The organism is Peptococcus niger, assembly GCF_900101835.1.
Lineage (GTDB): Bacteria > Bacillota > Peptococcia > Peptococcales > Peptococcaceae > Peptococcus > Peptococcus niger.
In genome coordinates, this window is record NZ_FNAF01000007.1 from 69,096 (window position 1) to 81,959 (window position 12,864).

A 12,864-nucleotide genomic window follows, 5' to 3' on the forward strand; every position below is an offset into this window, starting at 1 on the left:
ACCTACCTTACTATATTTTTAAACTCTTCAAAACGATTTTCACTAAGCTCTACGTCTCTATTGATGGTATATTCTTTACCAATAAAAGCATATTTATTTAATCCGAATCGGTGATACTTGAGAAGTTCATACTCAGCCGTAGGTAATTCTTTTTTTACAAACTCTGAGATGGCAAGAAGAGTATCCGGTTCATCATTAAATCCAGGAATGACAGGAGTCCGTACCTTAATAGGTTTGTTCGGAAATTCAGCATAAATATTCTTTAAGTTTTCTAAAATATTCTTGTTGCTCACACCAGTCCATTCAATATGCTTATCCTCATCCATATGTTTCAGATCTACCATAATATAATCTAAATCTCTAAAAATTGATTGAACTTCCCTCCATGGGGCATAAGCGGTTGTTTCAATTGCTGAATGAATGCTGCGTTTCTTGCATTCTTGCAAAACATCTTTTAAAAAATCCGCTTGCATAAGTGGTTCACCACCACTAAAAGTGACACCCCCTTCTGAACGGGAATAGAAAGTTTGATCTTTTTCTACCTCATGAACAACCTCTTCTACCGTCATATTTTTCCCGTATATCGTTAACGCCTTAGCCGGACAAAGTTTTGCTGCATACAATACCGTTTCAGACTTATTTTCAAGCATTATCGGCAACTGCTGCTCATCATCCCATTTGAAACTATTGGGTGCTTTACTAAAACAAATTTTGCATTCATTCCCAATACATTTTCCAGCATTAAAAGCCACTTCCGGCCCTGAGTAATGACTTTCCGGATTTGAACACCATCTGCAATGCAAGGGACAACCTTTTAAAAAGATAATGGTTCGTATGCCCGGTCCATCATGGACAGAATAGTGTTGTATATTAAATACTGTACCTGTATGCATCATCTTCCTCCTTTAACAAAAGACAGCCGTTGATCTCACAACGGCTATCTTTTTGTTTTTCTATTTAGATGGCATCCTGAGTTGTACGGGCAATTAAGTCATCTTGAAGATCCGGAGATAATTCACAGAAGTAAGCACTGTACCCGGCAACACGAACAATCAAGCCGCGATAATTATCTGGATTTTTCTTAGCTTCGACAAGTGTTTCGCGGTTCACAACGTTAAATTGGACGTGCCATAATTTTAAATCACACCATGTGCGAATGAAATCGACCAACTTCTTCGTACCATCATCTCCAGCTAAGCAGTTCGGAGAGAATTTAATGTTCAGAAGGCGAGCTGCTCTATTGCGATACTCATAGTTCTTAGATTTATAGTTGGACAAAAGAATAGCTGTAGGACCGTTAACATCCATACCTTGTGTCGGAGAAGAACCATCAGATAAGGGCATGGTGTCTTTACGCCCATTCGGCGTTGCCCCAACAACCTTCCCGAATGGCACATGGCTGGTGAAGGGAACTAAGCGTAAGTCTAATTGAACACCTAGTTCATCACTATAAGCGCGAGTGAATTCCACGGCCCGTTTATCAATTTCTTTGGCAATAGCATCAGCATAGGTATCATTGTTACCATATTTTGGCGCATTAAGCATATATTGACGTGCAATGGCATAACCTTGGAAATTATTTTTGCAAGCATCAATGACTTCTTGCATGGTTAAAACCTTATCCTCAAAGACAAGTTTTTTAATGGCCGCTAAGGAGTCCACAACAGTCCCGTAGCCCATCAATTCAAAGTAACCTAAGTCAATCCCACCCGGGATATTCGGCTGATGTAAATCGATATTATTTGCCATGCAAAGCTTGTGCATAGAAGAACCCAACGGGGTAGCAAAGTGTTCAGCTCTCAGGCGAATAATATGGTATTGTTGAATGAAGGCGTGTTTTAAGAGGTTTTCAGTTTGCTTATTATAAGCTGCCATAAACTCATCAAAAGTGGAGAAATTATTGGGGTTACCTGTTTCAAGTCCTAAAACTTGATCTCCAGTATGAACGGTTTTACCATTATAAAGAACCATTTCTAGCGCAGATGCAAAGTTGACATAAGCACAACTTGATGTATAGGTATCCCGGTTGGGCATCCGGCATTCAGCGCAACCAGATACGGCGTAGTCATAGGCTTCTTCAAACTGAGCGCCTTTTGCCAGGAGCAAGGGAACAACTTCTTCATCGTTGATTAATTTCGGGAAACCAGTTCCTTCTTTAATAGTTTTTGCGACTTCCACGACAAATCTTTCCGGGGACGTAGCGTGAATCCGTGCTGCAAGGTCCGGATAGTTTAACGGGAATTCCTGTTTAGACCGTAAGAAGAGATAGGAGAGCTCATTCGTTGCATCAACACCGTCCGGCGTTTGTCCGCCAATGGTAACGGCTTCCCAGTGGGCATAACCTTCGTTGAAAGCACCACCGGTCGGAGAAATGTAGAGGTCAACAAATTCAGCCATTGCAACCCACATGCATTCGAGAAGTTCCATAGCTTCTTCATCTGTTAAGATGCCGGCTTCTTTATCTGCTTGGTAAAACGGATAAAAATACTGATCCATACGACCATTAGAAATAATGGTTCCGGTTTTTTGCTCAATCCGAGAGAACATCTGAGTGAACCACTGACTTTGAACTGCATCTCTAAAGTTTTCTGCCGGAAATTCCGGTACACGATAGCAGCGATCAGCAATATCTAATAGCTCTTGCTTTCTATTTTGATCTTCCGTCGTTGCAGCCATTTCTCTAGCCTTGTCACCATGACGGTGTGCCCATAAAACGATGGCGTCAGCTACTGTAATAATGGCTTCTAAGAAGGGACGTTTTTTCGCATTATCTACTGGACTTAGCGGATCTAATGCATCCAGCATCGCCTGGGCTTCTTCTTTAATGCCTTTAAAGCCGACTTTTAAAACTTTTTCATAATCATGAACCCACTGGATAGATGAGCGAAAAGAAGCCGTTTCATTAACAATGTAAGTAGATTTCATTGCGTCTTCCTGGTCATAAGTTAAATCATAGGTTTCTTTAGGAAGAGCTTTCGTTAAATCTTCAAAAAAAGTTTTGCCTTCCCAGTAGGGCGCAATTTCTTCAACCATAACGCGTGCATCTTCTTCATCATAGTCGAAAGGAGACTCCGCTCTTTCTTTTAAGCCTTTAAGGGCGGCTTCATAAATATTACCATCCAGTTCCGGGAAGAGAATACCATAACGACCAGGCTTAGCCCCAGCACGACCTACTAAAAGATTGTTCTCATCAATATAAATATCAATGTTCTTAGCAATATGCGCTAAAGCTTTCGCCCAACGCAAACAGAGCATTTCACCCTCTGTTTCTTTCATAGATTCAGTAAAGTATTTGCCCCGTTCCACGTCAATTTTAGGCGTTACACCACTAACTTTATCAAGCATATTATAGATGCGATCACGACCAGCTCGGTAGCCTTGGCGACCTGCAATATCATCAGCCAGTTTCTGTTCATGAGGAGATAAGACATGGCAGCAAGTATCCGGTGCTTCATGGTTTTGAGTTAACATAAAAATCGTCCTTTCATTATTGAAAATATCCCAACAAACGTTCATTACAAAATCACGATTTTATAATTTCAATCAGATTTCTTTATCTGACTCTATTATCGCTTATACAATTGATAAAACAAGTCTCTTGTAACTACTCTCTGACTCATCGTTTGTTTAGTTACAACCATAGGGTGTATCTAAGTTGATGGATCTGATAGTGATTCTACTGTATCTCTTTTGAAGTATTTCTCTTAAAAACAAAAGGCATCCATAAATTTTACTGGATGCCTTCTAAGGTTTATTTAATTGTTTAACAAGTTTGGCAACCACATGACAATATTCGGCACGTAGGTGATCAGAAGCAAAATGATGATCATTAATCCAAGCATGGGCATAACCGCTTTTGCAATACGCTCTAAACGTAAATTCGCAATACCACTGGAAACAAATAAGTTGACACCCACAGGCGGTGTAATAAACCCAATAGCAAGGTTAACCACCATAATTACACCGAAATGAACCGGATTAACGCCCAACTGGATGACAATTGGAAGGAGAATAGGCGTTAAAATTACAATGGCAGCTAATGCTTCCATAAACATGCCTACAATTAGCAAGAGAATATTAATGCACAAAAGGATAATAATCGGATTTTCAGATATACCTAAAATCGCTTTGGCAATTGTAGCCGGAATTTCTTCAAGAGTAAGGATATTCCCAAAAATACTTGCCATTGCCATTAATAAAATAACGATAGCAGATGTTCCTGTAGAATTAACCAAGCAGTCTCCAATATTTTTTCGGTTTATGCCTTTATATAGAAACAAGCCCACAATAAGACCGTAAAAAGCCGCAACAGCCGCTGATTCTGTTGGCGTCATAAGGCCACTGTAAATACCACCTAAAATAATAATCGGTACCATAAGTGCCCATTTAGCGTCCCATAACGATTTGCGGATGCGCTCACCGGGGTTATCAAATGTATCGCCATGCCAATCATTTTTCTTGGCCAAATAATACGTGTAGCCCATTAAAACCACACCTACTATAATCCCTGGCACAATCCCCGCCATAAACAAATCTCCAACGGAAGTATTTGAAGCAACCCCATAAACAACAAATGGATTTGAAGGTGGTATCATAACACCAATTGATCCTGCAGCTGCAACTAAAGCTGCAGCAAAATGTTTATCGTATCCTCGTTCTATCATTGCAGGGATTGTTAAACTACCAATAGCCGCCACGGTAGCCGGGCCTGAACCGCTCATAGCTGCAAAAAGCATGCAAGTTAAAACTGTCGCCATACCAAACCCGCCATAACTACGACCTAAGAGGTCGTCCGCTAAAGTTAATAAACGAGCTGATAAGCCACCTTCTCCCATAAAAGTTCCTGCAGCGATGAAGAAGGGAATTGCCATAATGGTAACATTGTCAATGGAGGTAAATGTCTGCGTTGCAATATAGTTGATTGGCAGCGTTGCTGCTGCATACATTGTCACAAAAGCTGATAATCCCAAGGCTATTGCAATAGGGACACCGATAATAACAAACACAATAAAGTAACCAAACAACCAAGTCACGGCAGGTAGTTCCAAGCCAATTAGAGACGGTGCCATTAGAATTGCTGCAACCATTAGTCCTTCAACCAAAGGTCTGCTACCATCTTCTCGAACCAACCGAAGTAAATCCTGGCCTAACCTTAGCAATATTAAGCCAAATCCAATTGGTAGTATTAAATAGACAACCGCATATTGAATGCCTAAAACTGCCGTTGTTTGAGGAAATGTCATTAACATATGAATATGACGTATTCCAAAATAAAAGATACCTGCACCTAAAATGAAAAACAAGAAATCAGAAGCTGCCCATAAAGTAGCTTGCCAGCGTTTTGATAATCGGTCCACCAAAGCCGTCACACGAATCATATTTCTATAACGAATAGAAATGGGAACTGCTAGATAGGTCATCCAAACAAATAAGAAGCGAGCAGACTCTTCAGTCCAGGCAAGATTAATATTCATGCCCAAGAGCCTGACAAATACATATCGCCCCAACGTTTGATAGGTCATAAGCAATATAATCGCCAATAAAATAAACATGAGCAAAACACGCTCTATGTTAGCGTCTAACCAACGCCACAAGCCTTGATTCTTAACGGTTTCTTTGCGATTAATTGTAAGGGAAGTGTTTATATCCGACATTTAAGCGTCCCCCTTTTTAAGCATTACGTAATCATCAGTTTGTGTTTTTTTGACCAAATCAATAGCCTTGTTTGGAATGCGTTTACCAACAAATTGCTTATATACAGAATGCGTTTTATCCATAAAATCTTGCATTTCACTATCAGTCGGTTGATAAATTTGGATACCTGATTCAACCATTGCTTGCTCTGATTTAACGCTAACCTGAGCGGCATTTTCCCTTTGCCAATTTAGAGCGTCACGGGCACAATCAACTAAAATTTTTCTTTCTTTTTTTGTCATTGCATCAAATCGGTCTTTATTCATTACCAATATATGCATTGAGTAGTTATGACGAGATTGTATTCCGTATTTTAAAGCTTCATGATGTTTAGCACTATATAGCAGAGACCAGGTATTCCCTTCACCATCAATTGCGCCTTGGGTTAAAGCTGTATAAGTTTCTCCCCAAGCAACAGGCATCGCTTGGGCACCTAATGAGCGAGCTACCGCGATTTCAACAGGACTATCTGTTGTTCTTAATTTAATTCCTTTGAAATCCGCTGTTGTATGTAACGGGATATCTGCTGTTGCAAAATTCCGATAACCATACTCGCTAAACATAATAATTTCAAACCCTTTAGAACGTGCAACCTTACGATAATAGTCACCTAATTCACCATTATCAATTGCATTATAAAGATTCTTTTGATACTTAGGATTTGTAATATACGGCAGGTCAAATGCCATGAACTCCGGAATAAACCCAGCGAAATTAGGCGATGAACAGCTTGCCATATCTAAGGTGTTTTCCTGAACAGCTTCTGTCGTAGCACGATCCCCACCTAAAATGGCATTTGAATATAAGTCAATTTTCATTTTACCGCCCGATCGTTTATCAACTAATTCAGCCAATTTTTCATAACCTAACGTCACAACATCTCCTGTCGCCTGTGGATTCGCAATTCGTAAAACAAGTGTGCCGTCTTTTTCGCGATTAGACGCCTGCCCACATCCAGCTGTTACAAGCAAGGTTAATACGACTAAAATTGAAAGCCATGTACCCATTGTTTTCTTCATAACCCATCACTCCTCCAAATGGAACACATAAACGATAAAATAATCTATTCCATAAACTTTTTTAATGTATTTACATGATAACTGAGCAATTTATAAAATACTACTCAATTTATACACCCTTTATATGTAAACAGTCAGTCTATACAAATTACGGGTGTAATATAGAGCTTTTTTGCAAGGCAATAAAGTCATTCCAGTAGAGATATACTTTTACCCTTTAAACTGACAAGGGGGTTAGTAAATGCATCTATAAAAACAGCAAAGACAACACCACTTATACCTGAAAAATTTATATAAGGCTGCTTCTGCTTGCGAAATGACCTTGATTTGGGTATGATAAATTTAAGTGTTATTGGTATGGGGCCTGTGCCGCCCTACTATGGTTTTCGGCAAGTATTCCTATGTATCTTGAAGAAAGGATGATTTGATGGAACGCACCTTTTGTATGATTAAGCCGGATGGCGTCCGCCGCCGGTTGATCGGGGATATTATTGCTCGTTTTGAACGCAAGGGGTTAACAGTGGTGGCGCTGGATTTTTGTACCTTGACGCAAGACCAGGCGGAACGCCATTATGCGGAGCATAAAGATAAGCCTTTTTTTGCTGAATTGGTGGCCTTCATCACGTCCGGACCGGTCGTTCCCATGGTGCTGGAAGGGCCTGATGCGGTGGCGGCGGCCCGGGCCTTAATCGGGGCAACAGACCCGCTCAAGGCGGCAGCGGGAACCATTCGCGGCGATTACGGGCTGCGTTTATCTGAAAATGTTATTCACGGCGCAGACAGCCCTGCCAGCGCCAAACGAGAAACGGCTAATATTCTGCCCGATTGCAATATATAAACAGTAAAAGCCCTCTATTCTATGCAAGCATAGAATAGAGGGCTTTTACTCTGAACCTTGCCCAAGGTTTATCGGCAAGGCGGGAATGATTAAGCCTGCTGTTGATGGTAGGCTTCTAATTGATCAACGGCGCTTTCTAGCAGGTCCCGGGTTACCACAAAGGGGGTAACGTCCAAGTCTCTCTGTTGGACGGCATGGTCAAGCATGATTTTTTTCAACTCTGGGGTATCTGCCCAAATATCTGCCAGGCAAACCGGCAGACCGATGGATTGGTTGAAGGCATAAACTTTTTCAAAGGCCTCTTGCTTTTGATCGACAAGCAGCTGGATTAAGGTGCCGTAGGCAACCATCTGCCCGTGTAAACGTTCTTTACCGCCTTCAGCAGCCGGAAGAAAGGTGCTGCCATAATAGACGGCATGGGCCACTGCAGAGTTGTAATCGTTGTTGACCAGTACGGAGACCAAGCCGGTCGTGGCGATGATGTTTAGGATGACTTCGGCTAAGGCCGTGCTGCTCTTGCCGGCGTCCACGTCCGCCATGGCTTGTTGGCCATATTTTAACAAGGGGGCGGCGCAATTATGCCCAATGTCAACGCCGATTTGATCGGCATGGGGCAAGTCTTTCCCGCGTGATGAAAAGGCGGATTCGTATTGTTTGGAGAGGGCATCACCGATGCCGGCCCAAATGTATTCCCGCGGGGCTTCGGCAATAATCTGAGTGTTAATAAAGGTATGCTTAGGCGGGGTTTTGGTAAAAATTAACCCCTTCATGGTGTGGTCATCATTGTAAAAAACTGTGACTTTGGTCACCGGCGCGCAATTGGATGCGATGGTCGGGAAGGTAAAAACCGGCTTGTCCATCCGGTCACCGACCACCTTCACCGTATCCAGCGCCCGGCCGCCACCAACGCCAAAAACCATATCGGCAGCCTGTACCGTCGGGTCAGCCATGAGCTTGTCAACATTGGCTTCAGTCGCTTCACCGCCGTACCAAACCGAACCAATGATGTCGATGGCACTGCCCTGCAAAGCGCTGCGAATGGCCTCTTCCGCCTTAGCAAGGGCTGTTTTCCCGCCGATGAGCACGGCAGACTTGCCGTAGTCTCCGGCGATTTCCGGAACTTTCTTGTAAACATCGGCGGCACCGATGGTAAAATTTGGTAAAAAGACACTTCTGATGTCCATATACACTCCCCCTGTTTGATATTTATTCTCTAACCTGCACCTCTACTATACAACAGGCTGTTTTTTTTGACAAGAGGTCTTTTTAATAAATACATATAGGCTACTACTCCGTAATCCTGTATAATGGAGGAGATAAAAGAGAGGAGTACCCATTCATGTCAACAGCTCGTAATTCACTGAAATCATTCCTTCATAAATATCGAACACCCTTGCAAATGACTTTGGCGCTTGTGTTCATTGTTGTTATTTTTTTTGCCTTAAAAGATGAACTGCGCCAGGTGGACATGCAAGACTTGCATCGCATGGTCAACCGCCTTGATCTCATCGACTGGATTATCCTAGTCGGCGGAGGCTTGTTGGCTTTTTCTTCTTGCGCCTTGTATGATTTGCTTTTTGCGCATTACCTTGGCCTGCCGTTGTCAAAAAAACGGCTCTTCACCATTGGTTGGATCGCTCAAAGCTTTAACAACTTTGTGGGCTTTGCCGGGCTAACCGGTGGTGCCTTGCGCTTGAAGCTTTACACAGCAGCCGGGGCTGACGAACAGCAATCCTACCAAATGTCAACGGGTATTCTTGCGTCAACCTTGCTCGGACTCTTTATGATGGCCTTACCGGCGTCTTTTTCCTTAATTTTACTGCATAAAACGGCCTATCTGCCGCTTTGCCTCCTCCTGTTCGCCTGCTGCCCCCTGTACTTATTTGGCGACCGGCTGCCGGTCTTGCGGCACAAAAATTCACCCCTGTCTTTTTTATCCCGCGCCATGCGGATTAAAACCTTGCTCCTGTCCGGAGCCGAATGGCTGGTGGCGGCCCTCTACTTTTCTTTTGTCCTGCATTACTTTGCACCGAATATTCCTGTCAGCCAGGGTATTTTGGTCTATACTGTTGGCACCATTATTGGGATTTTATCAATGGTTCCCGGTGGCCTCGGCACTTTCGATGCCACCGTTTTAGCCCTCTTTGCCACGCTCGGCCACAGCCCGTCTGAAGTGGTTATGGCCCTCTTAGCGGAACGGTTGATTTACACCCTATTGCCCTGGCTTATCGGCTTGCTGTGTTTGGTCCTCGAGGTTTTTACCAACCGGTTTACGCCTCATTTTCTGCTCCGTCTGAGCGATATGATCCCACGCATGCTGGCCGTGGGGATTGCCTTTTGCGGTGCCCTGCTTTTATTCTCAGCGGCCTTGCCGACGATTTTTTGGCGCATTCATATGCTAGCCCGGCTGATGCCCCTGAGCATCTTGCTCTTTTCACGAGGCGCAACGGTTCTGGTGGGCATTCTCCTGATCATTCTGGCGCGCGGCATAGATTTACGGCTGCGCCATGCCAATACGGTAACCCTCTGGGTCCTGTGCGCCGGCATTGTGACCAGTTTAACCAAGGGGCTGGATTTTGAAGTGGCCCTGATTTTGCTCTTTTTTATGGTGGCCCTCCTGCTCTCCCGCTCCCTCTTTGACCAGCCCTCCCTACCGGTTACAAGAACCCTAATGGTTCAGCTGATTGGGGGCATACTCCTTGTCATCGGCGTTTATGCCGGCATTATTGCCGTTATGCAGTCGGTCCTCCACCGGCCGGTCCACCATCCTTTTCTACCGGAAAGCGCTTTTTGGCCGGGGGTTGCCATGTTGTTCACCCTAGCCCTAATCATCGGCTTGGCCAGCTTGTCCACCCGCCGACGGTATTTAGCCTTCACGCCGCCAAGTAAAGATGACCGGGCCCGCTTTGAAGCCCTTGTGGCCCAATACGGCGCAGGCCCCTTTGGCCACCTTTTCTATATGCAGGACACAATGGTCTTTTTCGCACAAGCTGGCACGGTTTGTATGCTCTACCGCCCCTACAAGAACCATATTTTCGTCCTCAGCGACCCCATCGGCAAGCCGGATGATGTGGGGGATGCCATTTCAGAGCTGATTGTTTGGGCGGACGATTTGGGCATGATGGTGTCCTTTTACAACACCGGCGCCCGGTATTTGACCGATTACATCAACGAAGGCTTCCGCTTCTTAAAATTAGGCGAAAACGCCACCATCGATTTAACTACCTTTTCCCTTTCCGGCAAGAAAAATCGCGGCCTGCGCCATACCCGTGCCGTTATGGAAAAAGAAGGCTATTACCTGCGGCGGGCTGAGCCGCCACACAGCCTGGAACAATTTGCCGTTTGGCAGCGCATTTCCGATGAATGGCTCGGCAAGCGGCATGAATTGCGCTTTTCCATCGGCAGCTTTGACCGGGACTACTTACAGCAAGGCGCCGTTTTTGAACTTTGTGACAGCAAGGGGCGCGTTCAAGCCTTTGCCACGGAAGTGCCGGACTTTGGCAACGACACCCTTTCCATCGACTTAATGCGCTACGGCAGTCATGCCGCCGATGGCGTGATGGATATGCTCTTCATCGCCTTATTTGAATGGGCCCAAGAGGCCGGCTACCGTTACTTTGATCTTGGCAGCTCCCCCTTGGCCAATGTCGGCACCGGACATTACTCACCGAACCGTGATAAATTGATTCGTACCGCCTACCAGTTTAGCTCGAGCATTTATTCCTTTAGCGGCTTACACCGGTACAAGAATAAATTTCATCCAAATTGGACACCAGTCTTCCTCGTCTATCCGGACAGCTCTCAACTGGCCAATATTCTCTTGTCTCTGGTACTCCTAATCAATTACAGCGCCACCGATGATGCCGACAGCCGCTTCCATTCTCGCGCCCTGGGCGCTGCTCCAGCAGACCCCTACGCCGAATAAATAAAATAAGCGTTCCGCCCACCCTTTAATCGGATGCGGAACGCTTATTTTTATGGCTTAAATTTGCAATCTGAGGGTCAGAAAGATACTTGCTTTTTATCAGTTTTTTTGCTTTTATGGCAATGTGCCAGGTCTTGCCGGATGATATGGGTAAAGATGGGAGTGAAAATGTCTGTGCCTTGGAAGCGTCTTTTGCTTGTCAACTTTATGTAGCATGGCAATCTGCCTCAGCCTGAGGAATAGCCCTCATCTATTTCGAATATTCTCCGAAAATATATCAATTTTCTATAAAAAAGGAGCGCATTTTGACATCTGTCGTGTGTTAATCATCTAAAACTTCAAAAACATCTTCAATAGTTACGCCAAACTCTTTGGCTATATTCCAAGCAAGAACTAAAGATGGATTATATCTTCCGTTTTCTAAATTTCCTATAGTTTCTCTTCTGACGCCAACTTTTCTTGCTAAATCTTCTTGCTTCATATTATATCTCGCCCTAAATTCTTTCATTCTATTTTTAATCATAGCTGATTCCTTTAGATTCTTTCCATTCAAAAAATACATTGGCTAAGGTGAATACAAATATGCCCATCGAAAAACAAATTCCAAACGAGAGCTGAATACAGTTTTCGTATCCAAAAATTCTTAGAATAAATAAAAATGGAATAAGTGAAAGTGTTTGGGTAAAGAAGGCTAATGACGCTGATTTTTCCACATATTTAATAAAAGCTTCATCCGGTATAACCCAAAAATACCTTAGATAATATAAAAACCCCAAAAATCCAAGTCAACCTTGATTCTTCGTGATCAAAGCTAATACTGAAATAAGGGCAAGCAATGATAAAAAGCCCAGCAAATTTATTCTCTTTTTCATGTCAATTCTCCTCCATGTGATATATTTTTATCTTCATAATAAAAATATATCACATATTTTTCTGTAATACAAGTTTTTGCTCATCTATTCACTTCCTATTGTTTAATATCTTTAAACGTTTTCGATTTTTTGGATAAGGACTTCTACCTGAAAATAAGTCTAGTCAGGGTAACGTAAAAAAACGCCAGGACGAATGTCCTGACGTTTTCTTATGTACCCGGCAATGACCTATTTTCACAGGAAAAGTCTACCTGCTATCGTCGGCGCTGAAAGGCTTAACTTCTGTGTTCGAGATGGGTACAGGTGGGGCCCTTTCGCTTATATCACCGGTGCTGAGATTTCTCTCAAAACTATACAGCAACGTCTACTACTCAATTGTCTATTTCATCTTAACTTCTTCGGTTAAGTCTTCGACCTATTAGTATCGGTCCGCTCAAAAGATTGCTCTTCTTACACGCCCGACCTATCTACCAGTTCGTCTCTCTGGGGTCTTATCTAGTATCCTAGTGGGATATC

Annotated in this window: 8 protein-coding genes and 2 rRNA genes; 2 read left to right on the top strand and 8 right to left on the bottom strand. The window is 43.5% G+C overall.

Features of this window, described 5'->3' with window-relative positions:
* Positions 1 to 2 precede the first annotated feature (2 nt).
* From BLQ16_RS06580 to BLQ16_RS06595, 4 genes are all read right to left on the bottom strand, one after another.
* On the bottom strand, positions 3 to 896 hold the full coding sequence (locus BLQ16_RS06580) for a glycyl-radical enzyme activating protein (RefSeq protein WP_091791954.1): 894 nt from the start codon (positions 894 to 896) through the stop codon (positions 3 to 5).
* A gap of 61 nt (positions 897 to 957) precedes the next feature.
* A complete protein-coding gene (gene hpsG, locus BLQ16_RS06585; protein ID WP_091791955.1) occupies positions 958 to 3,471 on the bottom strand; it encodes a (2S)-3-sulfopropanediol dehydratase in 2,514 nt (837 codons plus the stop codon).
* A gap of 284 nt (positions 3,472 to 3,755) precedes the next feature.
* Positions 3,756 to 5,654: a TRAP transporter large permease gene (locus tag BLQ16_RS06590; protein ID WP_091791956.1), complete on the bottom strand. Its 1,899-nt coding sequence runs from the start codon at positions 5,652 to 5,654 to the stop codon at positions 3,756 to 3,758.
* On the bottom strand, positions 5,655 to 6,713 hold the full coding sequence (locus BLQ16_RS06595; RefSeq protein ID WP_091791957.1) for a TRAP transporter substrate-binding protein: 1,059 nt from the start codon (positions 6,711 to 6,713) through the stop codon (positions 5,655 to 5,657). It abuts the gene before it with no gap.
* A 427-nt stretch (positions 6,714 to 7,140) separates the two neighbouring features.
* On the opposite strand from BLQ16_RS06595, the gene ndk reads away from it, so the two are divergent.
* Positions 7,141 to 7,551 carry a nucleoside-diphosphate kinase gene (ndk, locus tag BLQ16_RS06600; RefSeq protein WP_091791958.1) on the top strand — a complete coding sequence of 137 codons (411 nt, stop codon included), beginning with the start codon at positions 7,141 to 7,143 and terminating at the stop codon, positions 7,549 to 7,551.
* Between the two features lie 89 nt (positions 7,552 to 7,640).
* Here ndk and BLQ16_RS06605 read toward each other — a convergent pair whose 3' ends face one another.
* Complete coding sequence (locus BLQ16_RS06605) at positions 7,641 to 8,735, bottom strand: iron-containing alcohol dehydrogenase family protein (protein WP_091791959.1); 1,095 nt, start codon at positions 8,733 to 8,735, stop codon at positions 7,641 to 7,643.
* Between the two features lie 155 nt (positions 8,736 to 8,890).
* Between BLQ16_RS06605 and mprF the strand changes: the two genes are divergently transcribed.
* The gene (gene mprF / locus BLQ16_RS06610; RefSeq protein WP_091791960.1) at positions 8,891 to 11,476 is read left to right on the top strand and encodes a bifunctional lysylphosphatidylglycerol flippase/synthetase MprF; all 2,586 of its coding nucleotides are present in this window, start codon (positions 8,891 to 8,893) and stop codon (positions 11,474 to 11,476) included.
* Positions 11,477 to 11,798: 322 nt separating this feature from the next.
* Here the strand turns inward: mprF and BLQ16_RS06615 are convergent, their stop codons facing one another.
* The 3 genes from BLQ16_RS06615 to BLQ16_RS06630 all read right to left on the bottom strand — a co-directional run.
* Positions 11,799 to 11,999, bottom strand: coding sequence for a helix-turn-helix transcriptional regulator (locus BLQ16_RS06615; protein ID WP_091791961.1), 201 nt, complete (start codon positions 11,997 to 11,999; stop codon positions 11,799 to 11,801).
* A gap of 564 nt (positions 12,000 to 12,563) precedes the next feature.
* Positions 12,564 to 12,679, bottom strand: a 5S ribosomal RNA gene (rrf, locus tag BLQ16_RS06625).
* 67 nt (positions 12,680 to 12,746) lie between these two features.
* Positions 12,747 to 12,864, bottom strand: a 23S ribosomal RNA gene (locus BLQ16_RS06630); the annotation flags it as partial.

Coding starts and splice junctions, on each gene's coding strand:
- BLQ16_RS06580 (WP_091791954.1), bottom strand. CDS start 896: ATGATGCATACAGGTACAGTATTTAATATACAACACTATTCTGTCCAT.
- hpsG (WP_091791955.1), bottom strand. CDS start 3,471: ATGTTAACTCAAAACCATGAAGCACCGGATACTTGCTGCCATGTCTTA.
- BLQ16_RS06590 (WP_091791956.1), bottom strand. CDS start 5,654: ATGTCGGATATAAACACTTCCCTTACAATTAATCGCAAAGAAACCGTT.
- BLQ16_RS06595 (WP_091791957.1), bottom strand. CDS start 6,713: ATGAAGAAAACAATGGGTACATGGCTTTCAATTTTAGTCGTATTAACC.
- ndk (WP_091791958.1), top strand. CDS start 7,141: ATGGAACGCACCTTTTGTATGATTAAGCCGGATGGCGTCCGCCGCCGG.
- BLQ16_RS06605 (WP_091791959.1), bottom strand. CDS start 8,735: ATGGACATCAGAAGTGTCTTTTTACCAAATTTTACCATCGGTGCCGCC.
- mprF (WP_091791960.1), top strand. CDS start 8,891: ATGTCAACAGCTCGTAATTCACTGAAATCATTCCTTCATAAATATCGA.
- BLQ16_RS06615 (WP_091791961.1), bottom strand. CDS start 11,999: ATGATTAAAAATAGAATGAAAGAATTTAGGGCGAGATATAATATGAAG.